General features: G+C 67.1%; 19 protein-coding genes and 1 pseudogene. 17 read left to right on the top strand and 3 right to left on the bottom strand.

Annotated features, from left to right (window positions below; all coding sequences use genetic code 11):
• The 7 genes from IEX96_RS12285 to IEX96_RS12315 all read left to right on the top strand — a co-directional run bounded on the left by IEX96_RS12285 (window position 1) and on the right by IEX96_RS12315 (window position 6636).
• Complete coding sequence (locus IEX96_RS12285; protein ID WP_188874009.1) at window positions 1-768, top strand: hypothetical protein; 768 nt, start codon at window positions 1-3, stop codon at window positions 766-768.
• Window positions 765-2048, top strand: a complete 1284-nt coding sequence (locus tag IEX96_RS12290; RefSeq protein WP_188874010.1) for an ATP-dependent DNA helicase — start codon at window positions 765-767, stop codon at window positions 2046-2048. Before IEX96_RS12285 ends, IEX96_RS12290 begins: the two co-directional genes overlap by 4 nt.
• Window positions 2041-4983, top strand: coding sequence for a DUF7146 domain-containing protein (locus IEX96_RS12295; protein WP_188874011.1), 2943 nt, complete (start codon window positions 2041-2043; stop codon window positions 4981-4983). The genes IEX96_RS12290 and IEX96_RS12295 overlap by 8 nt, the downstream gene beginning before the upstream one ends.
• A 163-nt stretch (window positions 4984-5146) precedes the next feature.
• Window positions 5147-5725 carry a hypothetical protein gene (locus tag IEX96_RS12300; protein ID WP_229773724.1) on the top strand — a complete coding sequence of 193 codons (579 nt, stop codon included), beginning with the start codon at window positions 5147-5149 and terminating at the stop codon, window positions 5723-5725.
• A complete protein-coding gene (locus IEX96_RS12305; RefSeq protein ID WP_150006422.1) occupies window positions 5722-5934 on the top strand; it encodes a DUF6378 domain-containing protein in 213 nt (70 codons plus the stop codon). Before IEX96_RS12300 ends, IEX96_RS12305 begins: the two co-directional genes overlap by 4 nt.
• Before the next feature lie 65 nt (window positions 5935-5999).
• Window positions 6000-6200 (top strand): hypothetical protein, encoded by a 201-nt coding sequence (locus IEX96_RS12310; RefSeq protein ID WP_150006421.1) that lies wholly within the window; start codon window positions 6000-6002, stop codon window positions 6198-6200.
• Window positions 6193-6636, top strand: coding sequence for a DUF6362 family protein (locus IEX96_RS12315; RefSeq protein ID WP_150006420.1), 444 nt, complete (start codon window positions 6193-6195; stop codon window positions 6634-6636). Before IEX96_RS12310 ends, IEX96_RS12315 begins: the two co-directional genes overlap by 8 nt.
• Window positions 6637-6775: 139 nt before the next feature.
• Here IEX96_RS12315 and IEX96_RS12320 read toward each other — a convergent pair whose 3' ends face one another.
• Genes IEX96_RS12320 through IEX96_RS12330 form a run of 3 tightly spaced genes read right to left on the bottom strand, consistent with a single transcriptional unit; the run spans window position 6776 to window position 7833 of the window.
• Complete coding sequence (locus IEX96_RS12320) at window positions 6776-7129, bottom strand: HigA family addiction module antitoxin (protein ID WP_150006419.1); 354 nt, start codon at window positions 7127-7129, stop codon at window positions 6776-6778.
• 18 nt (window positions 7130-7147) lie between these two features.
• Window positions 7148-7519 carry a helix-turn-helix domain-containing protein gene (locus tag IEX96_RS12325; RefSeq protein ID WP_150006418.1) on the bottom strand — a complete coding sequence of 124 codons (372 nt, stop codon included), beginning with the start codon at window positions 7517-7519 and terminating at the stop codon, window positions 7148-7150.
• Window positions 7520-7530: 11 nt separating this feature from the next.
• Window positions 7531-7833, bottom strand: a complete 303-nt coding sequence (locus IEX96_RS12330) for a type II toxin-antitoxin system HigB family toxin (protein ID WP_150006417.1) — start codon at window positions 7831-7833, stop codon at window positions 7531-7533.
• Between the two features lie 375 nt (window positions 7834-8208).
• On the opposite strand from IEX96_RS12330, the gene IEX96_RS12335 reads away from it, so the two are divergent.
• The 10 genes and pseudogenes from IEX96_RS12335 to IEX96_RS12380 all read left to right on the top strand — a co-directional run bounded on the left by IEX96_RS12335 (window position 8209) and on the right by IEX96_RS12380 (window position 17292).
• Complete coding sequence (locus IEX96_RS12335; RefSeq protein WP_150006416.1) at window positions 8209-9627, top strand: site-specific DNA-methyltransferase; 1419 nt, start codon at window positions 8209-8211, stop codon at window positions 9625-9627.
• Entirely contained in the window at window positions 9617-10873 is a 1257-nt protein-coding gene (locus IEX96_RS12340) for a site-specific DNA-methyltransferase (protein ID WP_188874012.1), read from the top strand. The genes IEX96_RS12335 and IEX96_RS12340 overlap by 11 nt, the downstream gene beginning before the upstream one ends.
• Window positions 10764-11369, top strand: a pseudogene (locus IEX96_RS14345) (DNA cytosine methyltransferase); the annotation flags it as partial. The gene IEX96_RS12340 and the pseudogene IEX96_RS14345, both read left to right, overlap by 110 nt.
• Before the next feature lie 208 nt (window positions 11370-11577).
• On the top strand, window positions 11578-12102 hold the full coding sequence (locus tag IEX96_RS12350; RefSeq protein WP_188874027.1) for a hypothetical protein: 525 nt from the start codon (window positions 11578-11580) through the stop codon (window positions 12100-12102).
• 125 nt (window positions 12103-12227) lie between these two features.
• Window positions 12228-12449 carry a hypothetical protein gene (locus IEX96_RS12355; protein WP_150006453.1) on the top strand — a complete coding sequence of 74 codons (222 nt, stop codon included), beginning with the start codon at window positions 12228-12230 and terminating at the stop codon, window positions 12447-12449.
• A gap of 116 nt (window positions 12450-12565) precedes the next feature.
• A complete protein-coding gene (locus IEX96_RS12360; RefSeq protein ID WP_188874013.1) occupies window positions 12566-13195 on the top strand; it encodes a DUF3489 domain-containing protein in 630 nt (209 codons plus the stop codon).
• 12 nt (window positions 13196-13207) lie between these two features.
• Window positions 13208-13429: a hypothetical protein gene (locus IEX96_RS12365; protein WP_150006465.1), complete on the top strand. Its 222-nt coding sequence runs from the start codon at window positions 13208-13210 to the stop codon at window positions 13427-13429.
• Between the two features lie 236 nt (window positions 13430-13665).
• Complete coding sequence (locus IEX96_RS12370) at window positions 13666-14595, top strand: LAPAL motif-containing putative phage structural protein (RefSeq protein ID WP_188874014.1); 930 nt, start codon at window positions 13666-13668, stop codon at window positions 14593-14595.
• Window positions 14596-14690: 95 nt separating this feature from the next.
• Complete coding sequence (locus IEX96_RS12375; RefSeq protein WP_188874015.1) at window positions 14691-15257, top strand: hypothetical protein; 567 nt, start codon at window positions 14691-14693, stop codon at window positions 15255-15257.
• Window positions 15205-17292, top strand: coding sequence for a phage terminase large subunit family protein (locus IEX96_RS12380; RefSeq protein WP_188874016.1), 2088 nt, complete (start codon window positions 15205-15207; stop codon window positions 17290-17292). The genes IEX96_RS12375 and IEX96_RS12380 overlap by 53 nt, the downstream gene beginning before the upstream one ends.
• Window position 17293 lies beyond the last annotated feature (1 nt).

The raw sequence follows: 17293 nt of genomic DNA on the forward strand, positions 1-17293 counted from the left end.
ATGTTGGTCGATCTCAATCACGAGTCCGGTTTTATATATGGCGGCGCTCCGGCCGATAGCGCCGCAACCCGGATCAACGGCCTGATCGATGCCGCCCTCGTCACCGAGCGGGTGAGCCAACCACCGCGCGACTATCTCGGCGCTTCCCGCATCGGCGAGCCCTGCGCCCGGCGCCTTGCCTTCGAATACACCCGCACACCGCCCGACCAAGGCCGCGAGTTCGATGGACATATGTTGCGCATCTTCAAGGCGGGGCATGTGTTCGAGGCGCTGTCGATCCGCTGGCTCAGGGCCGCGGGCTTCGATCTCCGCACCGAGCGGAAGGACGGGGGCCAGTTCGGCTTCTCGGCAGCGGGAGGGCGGCTGCGCGGGCATATCGACGGCGTCATCATCGGCGGGCCCGATATCGGCGTCGCCTGGCCGGCGCTGTGGGAGCACAAGGCACTCAACGCCAAATCCTGGACCGACCTCGTCAAGCGCGGCCTCGAGGTCTCGAAGCCGATCTATTTCGCCCAGGTCCAGCTCTACATGGCCTATCTCGATGTCGCCGTCACGCTGTTCACCGCCCTCAACAAGGACACGCAGGAACTCTTCCACGAGATCGCGCCCTTCGACCCGGTAAAGGCTCAGGCGCTCTCCGACAAGGCGGTTTCCATCCTCCGCGCCGCGGACGCCGGCGAACTGCCGCCGCGCATCGCCGCGGCTTGCGATTTCTACCTTTGCCGCCTGTGTCCCTTCGCCAAACGCTGCTGGGAGAGGACTCCATGACCTTCACCCCCTCCGACCTTCAGGCGAAGGCCATCGAGGCCGTCAAAAACTGGTTCACGAACGGCACGGATGCGCGCCAGGTGTGCCGGGTGTTCGGCTATGCCGGGACCGGAAAAACCACCATCACCCGGCACGCCATCGCCGAACTGGGTTTGGACGACTGCCCGGACGGCGTCCTCTATGCCGCCTTCACCGGCAAGGCGGCGCTGGTGATGACCCGCAAGGGCACGCCCGCTTCCACCATCCATTCGCTGATCTACCGCGTGTCGGAGGCGACGCCCGCCGAGATCGAGCGGGTCAAGACCGAGATCGCCGACCTCAAGGCGAAGCTGCCCGGCATGGGCGCGGCCGAGCGCCTGTTCGCGGAGTCGCAGCTGCGCTCGCTCGAACTCCGCCATTCCGACTCCTTGAAGCCCCGCTTCGTCTTGAACGAGCAGTCGGCGCTGCGCGACGCCAGGCTGCTGGTGCTCGACGAGGTCTCGATGGTCGGCGACGACATGGCGCGCGATCTCTTGGCCTTTGGCAAGCCGATCCTGGTGCTGGGCGATCCCGGCCAGCTGCCGCCCGTCAAGGGAGAAGGCGCCTTCACCAAGGACGCGCCCGACGTGCTCCTGACCGAGGTCCACCGGCAAGCGGGCGACAGCGCCATCCTCCGGCTCGCGACCCTCGCCCGCCAGGGGCTCCCCATCGCCTATGGCGAGCATGATCAGTTCGTGTGGAAGATGCGCCGCGATCAGGTCGGGCCCGCCCAGATGCTCAACGGCGGCCAGGTCATCTGCGGCAGGAATGCGACCCGCCTTAATCTCAACCTCGCCATGAAGCATGCCGCCGGCTTCGACGGCGTTTATCCATCCGGCACCGGCGAGAAGATCATCTGCCTCAAGAACCGGGGCGATCTCGGCCTCGTCAACGGCATGTTCGTCGATCTCTCGGACATCGCCGACGAGGACGAGGTCTCGTTCACCGCCGTCATCGACACCGAGGACGGCGAGACGATCGGCGGCGGGAGCAGGAAACGCGAGCGTTTCCGCATCTACAAGGGGCATTTCGACGAGCATGTGGCGCCCGATCCCGAGCGCGAGCGGCGCGACCATTGGAAAAAGAAGACGCTGATCGAGGCGGTCTGGGGCTGGGCCATCACCTGCCACAAGGCGCAAGGGTCGCAATGGCAGAACATTGTCGTCTTCGACGACGGCCTGGGGCGCACGGCCGAGGATCGCGCCCGCTGGCTCTATACCGCGATCACCCGGGCCGAGAAAGGGCTGGTGATCCTTGATTGACCTCAACGACATCGCCCCCGCGCGGGCGCCCGAGGCCCGTTACGACCTCGACGCCATCGTCGCCCGCCTGCGCGACACCGCCGATGCTTGGGTACCGCAGCATTTTCCGAACGGCCGGCGCGAGGGCGATCCCGGATCGCGGTTCGGGACAGGCGACTGGCGGCTCGCCAACATCCGCGGCGATGCCCCGCGCAAGACCGGCTCCTGCGTCATCGCCTTGAAGGGCTCCCGCGCCGGCGACTGGTACGATCATGATGGCGGTGCGGGCGGCGGCCCCTTGAGCACGCTCGAACACGCCACCGGCCTTCAGGGCCGTGATCTCTTCGCCCATGCCGCCTCCCTTGTCGGCTGGTCCGATACCGCGCCTGCACGGCGTGAGCCATCCCAGGCGCCGGCGAGGGAGAAGGACAGCCAGCGGGAAATCGAGATCATCCTGTCCCGCGCCACGCCGGTCGCCGGCGGCCTCGCCGACGCCTACCTGCGCGCGCGCGGTATCAAGGTTCCCGACTGCCCCGATCTTCTCTGCCATCCCGATCTCACCCACTGGGAGACGAAAATGGGCTTTCCGGCCCTCGTCGGCGTCGTGCGGGGCGGCAAGGATGAGATCACGGCCCTGCAGCGCATCTATTTGACCCCCGACGGCAAGGCCAAGGCCGACGTTCCCAATCCAAAGAAGATGGTGGGCAAGGTCTTGGGCGGCGCCGTGCGGCTGGCCGGGATCGGCAATGATGGGCGCCTCGGGCTCTGCGAGGGCATCGAGACCGGGCTTGCCGTGATGACGGCCTGTCCCGACCTGCCGGTCTGGGCCGCGCTCTCCACCAGCCATCTGGAACAGATCGTGCTGCCGCCCGCCGCGCGCCAAATCGTCATCTTGGCCGACCATGATTCTTCCGGCGCCGGGCTTCGCGCCGCCGAGGCCACGGCCCGCAGGCTCGAGGCCGAAGGGCGCGAGGTCGCGATCTGCCATCCACCCACGCCCGACACCGATTTCAACGACCTGCTGTGCGATGATGGCGCGGAGGTCCTCGCCGATCTTGTCCGCGGCGCCATTGCCGGCATCGCGGGTGGGCAAGATGAAGAGCCCGCCATGGGGCGGCATCTTCCCCATGGCTTCACCCTGCCGTCATCGCCCCTGCCGACCCATCGCGCCGATGAAGGCGATCTTTCGCACAGCGGTAACAAGGCGTGGTCGCTGCTGCTCGCCTCCAACCGCACACCGTGGCTGTTCCGTGCCGGCGGCGTGCCGTCCTGGGTCGTGCCCGACGACGAGGGCCGGCCCATGGCCGTACCCGTCACCGAGGAGCGGCTGCGCTATATGCTGGCGCGGCTCGCGGCGTGGCGCCGCCTCGGCCGCAACGAGAAGCTGGTGCCGGCCGCGCCGCCCACAAGCCTCGTCAAGACGCTGCTCGCCACCCCCGATCCGGCCCTGCCGGTATTGTCCGGCATCGTCAACACGCCCGTCTTCGGCCGGAACGGCGCGCTGCTCACCGATCCCGGCTATCACAAGCAAGCAAAACTTCTCTACCACCCGGCACCGGGCTTCACGCTGCCGCCCATTCCCGAAAATCCGTCGGCGGAGGATGTGGCGCAGGCTCGGGCGCTGATCCTCGATGATCTTCTCGGCGATTTTCCCTTCGTCTCTCCGGCCGAGCGGGCGCACGCGGTGGCGCTGCTCCTGCTTGGCTTCGCCCGCGCGCTGATCGACGGGCCGACGCCGCTCCATGTCATCGAAAAGCCGGATGTCGGAACCGGGGCCGGCCTCATGATCGACATCGCCGCCGTCATCATGACCGGCGTCTCCGTGGTGGTGATGACAGCCAGCACCGACGAGGAGGAATGGCGCAAGCGCATCACGGCCAAGCTCCGCCAGATGCCCTCGCTCGTCGTCATCGACAACATCAACCACGAGGTCGACTCAGCGGCACTCGCGGCGGCGCTGACCGCGCCAAGCTGGGAGGACCGTATTCTCGGCCTGTCCGAGACCACCCGCATCCCGATCCGCTGCGTCTGGATCGCGACCGGCAACAATCCGAAATTCTCGCGCGAGATCATGCGGCGCATCGTGCGCATCCGCCTCGACGCCAAGACCGACCGCCCCTGGCTGCGCGACGGCTTCCGGCATCCGGACCTCATGGGCTGGGTGAAGGCGAACCGCGCCCGCCTCGTGGCCGCCTGTCTCACCCTCATCCGTGCCTGGGTCGCCGCGGGCAAGCCCATGAGCGCAAAGCGGATCGGCAGCTTCGAAGCCTGGTCGCGCGTCATCGGGGGCATTCTGGAGACCGCCGGCATCGACGGCTTTCTCGGCAATCTCGACGATCTGATGGCTGCCAACGATGCCGAGGGCACCATGTGGCGCGCTTTCGTCGCCGCCTGGTGGGATCGCTTCGGCACGGCCGAGGTCGGCGCCGGCGATCTCTACGATCTCGCCATTGCCTGCGAACCGCCATTGGCGCTCGGAAGCGGCAACGACCGCTCGCAGCGCATACGTCTCGGCAGGATGCTCGGCAAAGTGCGCGACCGGGTGTTCGATCTGCAAGCTCTGAGCGTCCGCATCGCAACCGCGGGCATCCTGCACAAGTCGCAGCGCTGGGCGCTGGCAATCGAGCAAAAGCCCGGGGCCGCGGCCCGTCACGGTTCATCCAGTGGGGATGTCGGGGCTGTCGGGGCAGACATCCCCACCGACATCCCCACAAAAAACGCAAGCCCAATCAATGTGTTTGGGGATGTGGGGGATGTGGGGGATGTTTTCCGTACCCCCACACATGTGCGCACGCACGCATATGACAGGGAAGGTGGGGAAAAACATCCCCCACATCCCTCACATCCCCAAAGTCATTCAAATGACGGTGAAATCTCCGGGGGATGTTGCGGGGGGCGTGCGGATGAAGCGCCGCAACATCCCCCTCTGCCCGATTGGCTCAAGGAGGTGCTGTGATGCGCGCCCCGAACGCCACCGGGCCGCCCGGCCCTCCCAATGATCCGAAAGCGGGCGGCGACGATCAGCTCCGCCAAGGCTTGCCCCGGACACTGATCCGGGGACCACGCCGCCGCTCCCGGATCAAGTCCGGGACAGGCTCTGACCACGAAGACCCCCGATCATGGAGACCATCATGGCTTCGACGACTCTGACACTGCCGGCAACGGATGCAAGCGCGCCGGCGATCACTGCACCGCCTCTGTCGCCGCCTTCCGCCAAAATCTCGGCGACCAAGGCGACAATCCTCGCCCTCGACCTTGGCACCGTTGCCGGCTGGGCAATCCGCACCGCCGACGGGACCATCGTCAGCGGAACGGTGTCGTTCCGGCCCAGCCGCTATGACGGCGGCGGCATGCGCTATCTGCGCTTCCGGAGCTGGCTCGACCGGCTTGCCAGCGAGGCCGGCGGCATCGGCAGCGTCCATTTCGAGGAAGTGCGGCGACATATCGGCACCGACGCCGCCCACACTTATGGCGGCTTTCTCGCCACCTTGACGGCGTGGTGCGAGCAGAACGAGATCGCCTACCAGGGCGTCCCGGTTGGCACCATCAAACGTTTCATCGCCGGAAAGGGCAATGCCGACAAGGCGGCGGTGATCGCCGCCGTCCGCGCCCGCGGATTTGTTCCCGCCGACGACAACGAGGCCGATGCCATCGCCATCCTCCTCTGGGCGATCGAGACGAGCGGGGGTGTGCGATGACCCGCGAGGAGATTCTCGCCGATGCCAGTTCGCCGGTCACCACGGTCCGTGCCGAGGAATATGGCGACGCCCATCGGATGCATGCCCGGATCGCCGCCATATGGTCAGCGATCCTCGGCCACGCCGTCACCCCCCATCAGGTCGCCCTGTGCATGGCCGGTTTGAAGCTGGCGCGCCTTGCACACCTGCCCGATCACCGGGACAGCTAGGTGGACGCCGCCGCATATGTGGCACTTGGCGCCGAGATCGCCGCGGAAGATCAGGAGGTCGGGCGATGAGGTGGTTTCCGAAAGGCTATGGCGGCGAGCGGCGCTCCCCGGAGCAGGTCAAGCGCGAGGGCTGGCGCGAGCAGGGATTGCTCGCCGTCGCGGTGGACGATGCGCGGCTCTCATGGCCCGAGCGCGAACTGGTGCGCCAACTCGGCGAGAAGCTTTATGGGCCACGTCCGGATTGCAGGGATGTCCGCCATGGCTGAGTGGACGAAGGAGCATGTCGAGGAACGCCTGATCGAGGCGGCGGACGTGATGAAGCGGCTGCCCGAGGTCCGCGTGCAGGGCTATTTCAATCTGTGGCCCAAGGTCATCTACGAGTTCGCCGACCTCGTCGGCCAGGCGCCGTCGCGGATGCGAAGGCCCGTCCCGCCGCCCGATGCGATCACCCGCATGGAGGCGACGCTCGAATGGCTGCGCTGGCTCGACGGCGAGGACGCCAGGCTGGTCTGGGCCCGGGCCGAGGGTATGCGTTGGCGGGAAATCTGCACCCGCTTCGGCATCGCTCGCGCCACCGCCCACCGGCGCCAGGAGTACGGGCTGTGCGTCATCCTCTGGCGGCTCGAGAAGCGCCCGCTGCCCAAGAGCTGGTCGCGCCGCTATCTCACGAGGCGTGCGCGGGCGCTGTCGGGCGCGCGATAACGAAGAGGTGCGCAAAATGTCTCACACAAAGCGATGGGTCAGGGCGTTTGGTGGTGGACACCTGCGCCCGCCAAGCGCCATATTGAGCCCACGCTTGGATTTCTGCGCCCGTGGTGGCGCGACACCCATTTGTACCCGTTTACGCCGCGCGCGGTGCCACCTCGCGTTCGATCTTGCGCCGCACCGTGCGGTCGGCGACGTCGAGATCGTGGCGCGCCTGGAGGTTGATCCAGAACTCCGGCGACGTCCCGAAATACCGCCCCAGCCGGAGCGCCGTGTCGGTGGTGATGGCGCGGCGCCCGCGCGCGATGTCGTTGAGCCGCGAGCGCGGCACATGGAGCGCGCCCGCGAGTTCGTAGACGCTCAGCCCCAAGGGCTCGAGGAAATCCTCGCGCAGGATGTCGCCGGGATGGACCGGCGGCAGCCGGCGCCCGGTGGCAATGTCGGAGAAGGCGACCGTCCGTTCGTCGATGTCTTCGCGCTTGATGGTCACGGGTGCGCTCGCAAAGGATCATGCCGCCCGGTTTTCCGCCACCTTGATCAAGGATTCAGCCGGGATGCCGAGGCCCTTGTGCAGCCGCCAGACCATCTTGAGGGTCAGAGGCCGCTTGCGGTTCAATATCTCGTAGACCCGGTTGCGGCTGCCGATGCAGGGGACGAGGTCCTTGGGCTCAAGGCCCTTGCTCTCCATGTGGTACTTGATCGCCTCGACGGGATCGGGGAGGTCGATCGGATAGTGCTTGGCCTCCCACGCTTCGACCAGCGTGACGAGCACGTCCAGGCGGTCGCCTTCCGGCGTGCCGTGCGCGGCGCTCATGAGACCCTCGACCTCCTTGAGTACCCGGTGGTAATCCCGCTTGGTCTTGATCGGTGTGACGTCCATTCCTGCTCTCCTCAAATGGTCTGCGCGTCGATCCCGTCATACTGGCGGTGCGTGCCGATGAAGCGGATGTAGACGACGCGGTACGGGTAGTTGATCCAAACCACGACACGGTACTTGTTGCCGGCGATGTTGAACACCGCCCGCCCGTCCCTGAGAACGCTGGCGGTGCGGATGTCCCGCTTGACCTCGGCCGGCGTCGCCCAATCGGCGCGGAGCACTTGCCGGTACCACGCCATCACCGGCTCGCGCGCATCCGCACAAGCGGGGTCGCTGTCCAGGAACGCCTTCAATGTACCGAGAGCGATGACCCGCATCGGCGCACTCTACCATAGTCCCATATTGGGACCAACAGGTTTTTCGCCAGACTGTCAAGCCTTTGATATATCACGGGTCCTCCCTGGCACTCAGCCTATGCTGGGGGCATTGGTCCGGGAGTTTTCCACCGCCAGCGCAAAATTTTGGGAAGCCACCCGGAAGCCACACCCGCTCGAAGGATGAAACCCACGCCAATTCAAAGCGTTAGGATGGCCCCTGAGGGTGGTTTCCGGAGTCCACTTGGAAGCCACCCCGGAAGCCAGCCAGCGGCCGAAATACGCGACAATTCAAAGCGTTATCCTGGACCCCAGGGGTGGCCTCCGGAGTCCAGCCCAGAGTCCACCGGGAATCCACCACGGAAATCCACCTCGATCATGCACGATCTCCGTTTCCAGGCCTCGGCCATCGAGCAATGGCCGATCGAGAAGCTCGTCCCGTTTGCGGCGAACGCGCGGCTCCATTCCGAGCGGCAGGTGACGCTCTTGGCCGGCAGCCTTGCCGAATATGGCTGGCTGGTCCCGTGCCTGATCGACGGCGGCGGCGTGCTCATCGCCGGCCACGGCCGGGTGCTGGCGGCAAAGCAGCTCGGTCTTGAGACCGTGCCGGTGATCCGGGTCGAGCACCTGACCGAGGCCCAGGTCCGGGCCTACCGCATCGCCGACAACAAGCTCACCGAAATCGGCGGCTGGGACGAGGACCTGCTCGCCGCCGAACTCAGGGCTCTCGACGATGAGAACCTTTCTCTCGATGGCCTCGGCTTCGAGGAGGCCGAACTCGACCGGCTGATGACGCTGCTCGACGAGGGTTCGGATACTTCGGTAGTTGATGCCATCGATCCGGCAGCGGGCGAGGACAGCGAAACCGCCGACGACGTGCCCGAACCGGCGCGGGAGACGGTGACGCGGCCCGGCGATCTCTGGGTCATGGGCGGCCATCGCCTGCTCTGCGGCGACAGCACCGACGGTTCCGCCATTGCCCGGGTGATGGGCGATGACCGCGCGGCACTCCTCTTTACCAGCCCGCCTTACGGCAACCAGCGGAATTACACGACCGGCGGCATCGGCGACTGGGATGCCTTGATGCGTGGCGCCTTCGGTGCTCTCGATGCTGTCATGGCCGAGGACGGCCAAGTGCTGGTGAACCTCGGCCTCGTCCATCGCGACAATGAATGGCAGCCCTATTGGGAAGGCTGGATCGAATGGATGCGGGGCCGGGGCTGGCGTCGGTTCGGGTTCTATGTCTGGGACCAGGGGCCGGGCCTGCCGGGCGACTGGAACGGGCGGCTGGCGCCGAGCTTCGAGCTGTTGTTCCACTTCAACCGCGTCGCCCGCAAGCCGAACAAGATCGTCGCGTGCAAATGGGCCGGCCACATCAATGACGCCCATGGCGGCATGCGCGCGAAGGACGGCACCGTGGGTGAATGGACCCATGCCGGCCAGGGCGTGCAGGACATGCGCATCCCCGACAATGTCCTGCGCATCACCCGCCACAAGGCGCGCGGCATCGAGACCGAGCATCCGGCGGTGTTCCCGGTGGCGCTGCCCGAGTTCGTCATGAACGCCTGGACGGACAAGGGCGACCTCGTGTTCGAGCCTTTCGCCGGGTCCGGCACCACTATCGTCGCCGGCGAGCGGGCGGGCCGGCATGTGCGCGCCCTCGAACTCGCGCCCGAATATGTCGACGTCGCCGCCCGGCGCTGGAACGCCCTCTATCCCGACCGGCCGGCAACCCTTGAGGACGGCGGCGGGTTCGAAGAGATCGCCGCGCGGCGCGGTGTCAGCGATGCCGCGTGACGGCTTGCACATCGAGCAATGGCCGATCGAGCGGCTTGCCGCCTATGCTGCCAACGCCCGAACCCATTCGCCCGAGCAGGTGGCGCAGATCGCGGGCTCGATCGCCGAGTTCGGCTTCAACGTCCCCTGCCTCGTCGACGAGCATGGCGTGCTGATCGCGGGCCATGGACGGCTCCTGGCGGCGCAGCGACTGGGCTTGACCCAAGCGCCGGTGATCCGGCTCGGCCATCTGACCGACGCCCAGGTCCGCGCCTTCCGCATCGCCGACAATCAGATCGCCCTCAATGCCGGCTGGGACGAGGCGCTGCTGGCGGCCGAACTGGAACGGCTCAAGGACGACGCCTTTGATCTCGACCTGCTCGGCTTCGGCGAGGACGAGCTCGACCGCCTGCTCGACGGCCTGGAGGACACGGACGGTGCGCCAGATGACGAGGACGAAATCCCCGAGCCGCCGGCCGAGCCGGTCACCCGTCCCGGAGATTTGTGGCGGCTCGGCGAGCATCGGCTGTTGTGCGGCGACGCCACCGTGGCCGACGATGTCGCACGGCTCATGGTCGGCGGGCGGCCGCACCTGATGGTGACGGACCCGCCCTACGGGGTCGAATACGACCCCTCCTGGCGCAACGAGGCCGGCGTCTCGGCGACCGCGCGCACGGGCCGGGTTTCGAACGACGACCGCGCCGACTGGCGCGCGGCCTGGGCGCTGTTCCCCGGCGATGTCGCCTATGTCTGGCACGCCGGGGTACACGCGCGCACCGTCGCCGAGAGCCTCGAGGCCCGCGGCTTCGCGGTGCGTGCCCAGATCATCTGGGCGAAGCCTCGCTTCGTGCTCGGCCGTGGCGATTATCACTGGCAGCACGAACCCTGCTTCTACGCGGTCAGGAAAAGTACGACCGGCCACTGGCAGGGCGCGCGCGACCAGTCGACGTTGTGGTCCATCGGAAATGGCGACGAGGACGCCGCCACCGTGCACGGCACGCAAAAGCCGGTCGAATGCATGCGCCGGCCGATCGTCAACAACAGCGCCAGGGGCGACGCCGTCTACGAGCCCTTCGCCGGTTCGGGCTCTACCGTCATCGCCGCGGAGACCGTCGGCCGGCGCTGCCTCGCGATGGAGATCGACCCCGCCTATGTCGATGTCACGGTGGATCGTTGGCAGCGCTTCACCGGTCGGACGGCTGTTCTTGACGGAACCGGCGCGACATTCGCCGAACTCGCCGCCACGCGATTTCGGGACCGTGCATGACCTGGCTTTACATGCCGCCGGAAGCGATCCGGGCGGCGGAACGGATCGCCTGTACGGGCTCTCCCTCTGCGCCGGGGCCGGCGGTCTCGATCTCGCCCTGCACATCGCCTGCCCCGGATACCGCACTGTGGGTTACGTCGAGCGGGAAGCCTATGCCGCGGCCGTGCTCGTGGCGCGGATGGAAGACGCGGCCCTGGATCCGGCTGTTGTCTGGGACGACGTTGGAACCTTCGATGGCCGCCCTTGGCGCGGCGGCGTGGACATCCTCGCTGCGGGCTATCCGTGCCAGCCATTCTCGGTCGCCGGGCGGCGGCTCGGCGCGGCCGACCCGCGCCACCTCTGGCCGCATGTCGCGCGCGTTACGGCCGAGTGCGAGCCGCCCTTCGTCTTCCTCGAAAATGTCGCCCATCATCTGCGCCTCGGATTTCCCGAGGTCGCCGGAGACCTGGTCGGCATGGGCTACCGCCTTGCGGCGGGACTGTTCACGGCGGCGGAAGTCGGCGCGCCCCACAAGCGCGAGCGGCTCTTCATCCTCGCCATCCGTGAAGGCGACATCCTGGCCGACCCCGCGCGCCTGCTCGGGGGCCCGCTCGAGTGGCGGCAATCGGACGGAAATGCTGCGGCTCTGGCCGACGCCTCGGGCGAGCGCCAACGAGAACCGGCAAACGAAGCCGACACCGTCGCAGGCGGCGGGCCGGCATGGGATGAACCTCGCGACGGCGTCAGCGCTGTGGCCGACGCCGCAGACCGACAGTTTTCGGAGCCGGAGTGGCGAGCGAAAGTCCGAGAAGGGTCTGGACCGGATGGCGCGGGACTGGCCGACGCCGATGGCGAACGACGGCTGCAAGCCGAGCGCGGGCAACCGCAAGGCGGCCGATCTGACCCACGCCAGCCGCATGTGGATGACGCCGACGACGCGGGATTACAAGGACGGCGCGACCAGCCTTGCGAACACGCCGGTGAACGGGCTGCTTGGCCGCCAGGTCCTGACGACCGCGCCGGCTGGGACCGATATCTCCGGTCAGCGCCGGACCTTGAACCCGCTGTTCGTCGAGGCGCTGATGGGCTGGCCGATGGGTTGGACGGACCCCGGACCGCTGCCGCGCTCCAGTGGCGGGTGGACCGGCTCCGGCTTTGCGGCAACGGAGTGGTCCCGCTGGCGGCGGCGCATGCGCTGCGAACTCTCGCGGCTGAACTGTCGTCCGATGGGTGAGCGGGCGATGACGTGAGGCGGTACCCGCGGATAACGAAACGATCCAATTTCGCCGAAAACAGCAACGAAATGATCGAGTTATCGCTTGGCTCCGGGCCCGCGCAGCGCGTGTATGGGACCACGCAATCGATGGAGATTCCCATGCGCGAACGCCCCGACAACAGCCAGCCCCTCGACGCCTTCATCGCCAGGAAGGCCGAGATCGACACGATGCTCGACCGGCTCAAGACCCTGAGCGACGACCATTTCGACACATCCCCCGAGGAGGTCAACTGGGGGCACGTCGGGACGCTGTCCCACTACGCCGAGCTTCTTAAGCGCATCACGGACGCCGCCTTCCATGAGGGCGAGCACGCCTTGTAAGCGGCACCGCGTCCGCCAACGCCTTGACCCTCCGAAGCCTCGGCGAAGGAGGGCGGGGCTCGGGGCAGTAGAAGGGCCGGGATGGTCCCGGCCCCTTCCAAACAGGGAACTGCCCGATGACCATCAAACTTTCCGACACGCAGCTCGTCATCCTGTCGGCCGCCTGCCAGCGCGACGACCGGAGCATCCTGCCGCTGCCCGCCAACCTCAAGGGCGGGGCGGCGAGCAAGGTGATCGACAGCCTGATCGCCAAGGGCCTGATTGAACAGGCCGTCGCCAAGCGCGGCGACCCGATCTGGCGCGAGTCCGGCGACGGTGAGGGCATCACCTTCGTCGCCACCGATGCGGCGTTTGCGGCCTTGGGTATTGAGGTCGACGACGTTCCCAGCGACGCCGACACGGGCGCCACGGGCCTTCGCCGCGCCGTAGCGGCTTCGGCCGCGCAGGCGGGGCGCGACGACGAGACCGCCGGCAGCCATGACGCCACGGGCGGGGAACCCACGCCGACGGTGCCCAAGACGGCACCGGCGCGCAAGATGCGCGAGGGCAGCAAGCAGGCGCAGCTGATCGCCATGCTCCAGCGCCCCGAAGGCGCCAGCATCGCGGAGATCGTCGCCGCCTTCGGCTGGCAGCGGCACACGGTGCGCGGCGCAATCGCCGGGGCGCTGAAGAAGAAGCTCGGCCTCGAGGTGACCTCCGAAAAGGTCGAGGGGCGGGGCCGCGTCTATCGCCTCCTTCAAGCGTGAAGGAGGCGGGCGATGAAAATCATCAAAGTGTCCGACGCCACCTATCGCGCCATCGCCGAGGCGGCGGTTCTTCCTTTCCGCTCGACGGGGACCCGCCAGCCGGACGGGACGTGGCTGGTGCCCATTGAAGACGATAACTGGGAGCGGATCGAAGCGCATCGGCTGCCGGGCGAAACCGATGACGACACCATCCAGCGGGTCATCCACGTCAATCGCGGGCGGCCGCTGAACTGAACCATCGATGACACCATGCCGCCGGGCTCTCGGGCCCGGCGGTGCGCGTTCGAGCGCCCTCTATCCAAGGGACGGGTTACCCCATGCCGGGCATGAGCGAACGGCAATATGCCGCCCATGCGGGCATCTCGCGCGGCGCGGTGCAGAGGGCTGACAAAACAACCTAATCACTAGCGTTTCCATGTTGGAAACGTGGTGCTAGTACTTACACAAACGAAAGCGGGAGGGGGGGCGGAGTGAGCAGATCTTCGTTCAGGGTGGCCTTTGAAGGTGAGCCATTTGCGGAAGGTGAGATCGATGTCAACGACCTCGCCCCCGCACTGCTCGCCCTCGGCGACGTCATTCAGGCAGCGAACCGCGCCCTCAACGGGGGGCGAGTTCACGCGCGCCTAAAGCTCCGCGCCACAAATGAGGGCAGCTTTGAAGCCCTTCTTAGCATCGACGTCTCTATGGTCGATGCGATTCGGGACATACTCGATGCCGTCGCCGAAAGCCCGGACCGTGTTGTAGCTGCCGACCAGCTTCTCGACCTCCTTATCAAGGGGGGGACCATTCTTGGAGTCTCCCTGACGAGCCTGTTTGGGGCTGTCAAACTGCTGCGAGGCCGTCGACCCGATAAGGTTGAGGATCGCGGTGATGGTATGACCTCCATAACGGTCAATCAGACCACCATCATCGTCGACAAAAGGACGGTTGATTTGCTTGAGAATCTGCCCACACGCGAAGCGCTTGAGGACTTCGGCAGCAAGGCCCTCGGAGTTCCGGGTGTGACTTCGCTAAAGATCGGCGAGAAGGGTTCCGAGGACGAACTCGTGCTGACGGCTAACGACCGATCTGCGTTTAAGGTTCCTGAACCCGTCGACGAAGAACCGCAAATCGATGTGATGGAGCGCGAGGTCTGGCTGAAGATCGTCACCTCACATTTCCGCGACGGCTACAAGTGGCGATTTACGGATGGCGGTGACAAGCCGTTCACAGCCGATATGGAAGATGCCGAATTTCTCAATCAAGCACTGGAGGGCAAGATAGCGCTGTCCGCCAACGACACGCTGCGCTGCCAAATTCGTGAAGAGCAGAAACTGACGTCAGCCGGCCTGACCAAAGAGGTCAAGGTCGTGAAAGTCATTGAGCATATCCCAGGCGCGAAGCAGTTCCGCCTCCTCTGAGAGGGAAGCTCCCGCTCCGGTAGGCTTGGAGGCTCTGTGTGAGGTTGCCAGCTGGTGGCGGCTATCGTTAACTCGTTGTTCCTTTGGGAAGCTATATGTCGGGCATGAGCGAACGGCAATATGCCGCCCATGCGGGCATCTCGCGCGGCGCGGTGCAGAAGGCGAAGGCGGCCGGACGGCTGGTGTTGCTCGCCGACGGCAGCATCGACGCCGCCGCGTCGGATCGTCGCCGCGCCGCCGCCACCGATCCCGCCAAGCGGGGTGCCAGGCCAGCCTTAAGCGCCGCCGGAGGGTCCGAGATGAAGCCGGTCGCCGAGGCGGCCCTCGGCTCGGTGCGGGAGATGCTCAAGGAACACGGCCTGCCGTCAAACCGGATCAGCTTCGTCGAGGCCCGCACCGCGCATGAGATCGCCAAGGCGCATCTGACGCGGCTCCGTCTCCAGGAGCGCCGGGGCGAACTCGTCGACCGCGCCGGCGCGACGGGCCTGGTGTTCCGGCTGGCGCGGCAGGAGCGCGACGCCTGGATCAATTGGCCGGCGCGGGTCGCGGCGCTGATGGCGGCCGAGCTCGGGGTCGAGGCGCACGCCATGCAGAGAGTTCTGGAGGCCCATGTCCGCGCCCACCTCGCCGAGCTCGCCGAGGTCCGCCCCGAGTTCCGATAAGGAGGCTTCCACCGCGCTCGGCGGCTTCGACGGCTGGGAGGACCTCCTCCGCAACTGGGGCCAGGGGCTCACCCCCGACCCGGTGCTCACAGTGTCCGAATGGGCGGACCGGCACCGGGTGCTGTCCTCGCGCGCGGCGGCCGAGCCGGGGCGCTACCGGACCGCGCGCACGCCCTATATGCGCGCCATCATGGACGCGCTGTCGCCGGCGCACCCGGCCCAGCGCATCGTCTTCATGAAGGGGGTGCAGGTCGGAGCGACGGAAGCCGGCATCAACATGATCGGCTTCGTCATCCACCAGGCGCCGGGGCCGGTGCTGGCGGTGCAGCCGACGGTCGAGCTTGCCAAAAGGGCGTCGCGCCAGCGCATCGACCCGCTGATCGAGGAATGCCCGGCGATCCGGACCAAGGTGAAGCCCTCGCGCTCGCGCGATTCCGGCAACACCGTGCTGTCCAAGGACTTCGCCGGCGGCATCCTGGTGCTGACCGGGGCCAATTCGGCGGTGGGCTTGCGCTCCATTCCGGCGCGCTATCTGTTCCTCGACGAGGTCGACGCCTATCCGCTCTCGGCCGACGAGGAGGGCGACCCGGTGACCTTGGCCGAGGCCCGGTCTCTGACCTTCGCTCACCGGCGCAAGATTTTTCTGGTCTCGACGCCGACCATCAAGGGCATCTCGCGCATCGAGCGGGAATACGAGGCGTCGGACCAGCGGCGCTACTTCGTGCCGTGCCAGCATTGCGGCCACCGGCAGTGGCTCAAGTTCGGGCGCTTGAGGTGGGAGAAGGGGAAGCCCGAGACCGCGCGCTATTTCTGCGAGGGCTGCGAAGGGGCGATCGCCGAGCATCACAAGACGGCGATGCTGGAAGCCGGCGAATGGCGGGCGACGTCCGTCTCGTCCGATCCGCTCACCATCGGCTTTCATCTCTCGGCGCTTTATTCGCCGGTCGGCTGGCTCTCCTGGGAGGCGGTCGCGCGGGCGTGGGAGGCGGCTCTGGGTTCCGATGAGGCGATCAAGGCGTTCCGCAACACCATGCTCGGCGAGACCTGGATCGAGAGCGGCGAGGCGCCGGACTGGCAGCGGCTCTATGAGCGGCGCGAGGATTTCTCCGTCGGCACGGTGCCGGCGGGCGGTCTGTTCCTCACCGCCGGGGCCGACGTGCAGAAGGACCGCATCGAGGTCTCGGTCTGGGCCTGGGGCCGGGGCCTGACCAGCTGGCTGGTAGATCACATCATTATCCCCCGATCAAGTCGGGGGACCGGCGGTCCCGAGCGCACCGAGGCCTGGAATGCGTTGACCGGACTGCTGTCGCAGACCTGGCCGCACGCCCATGGCCAGCGGCTCGGGCTCGCCAGGCTCGCCATCGACAGTGGCTACGAGGCGCCGGCGGTCTATGCTTGGGCGCGGGCCGCCGGGTTTGCCCAGGTGGCGCCGGTGAAGGGCGTCGAGGGCTTCAACCGCGCCGCGCCCGTCATGGGCCCGAGCTATGTCGACGTCACGACAAGCGGCAAGAAGCTGCGCCGCGGCGCCCGGCTGTGGACCGTCGCCGTCGCCACCTTCAAGAGCGAGAGCTACCGTTTCCTGCGGCTTGGCCGCCCGACCGATGAAGAAACCGCCGAGGGATTGTCCTACCCCGCCGGCTATGTCCATCTGCCGAAGGGTGCCGAGGCCGAATGGATCAAGCAGCTCGTCGCCGAGCAATTGGTGACGGTCAAGACGAAGCGCGGCTTCCAGCGCCTCGAATGGCAGAAACTGCGCGAGCGCAATGAAGTCCTCGACTGCCGGGTCTATGCCCGAGCCGCCGCGTGGATCGCCGGCATCGACCGCTGGCCCGAGGCGACGTGGCGGGATCTGGAACAACAGGCCTGCCCCGGACCTCGATCCGGGGTGGGCACCAAGGACGACGACATGGATGCGGAACCAGCGGTCGTCGACACGACGGAAAGCCAAGGATCGCCCGCCACACCGTCCGCCGGCTTGCTGCGCCGCCGAGCGCCGCGCGGCCGACGGGTGTTCACGCCCACCTATCTGAAATGAG

The organism is Iodidimonas muriae (assembly GCF_014647255.1).
Classification (GTDB): domain Bacteria; phylum Pseudomonadota; class Alphaproteobacteria; order Sphingomonadales; family Rhodothalassiaceae; genus Iodidimonas; species Iodidimonas muriae.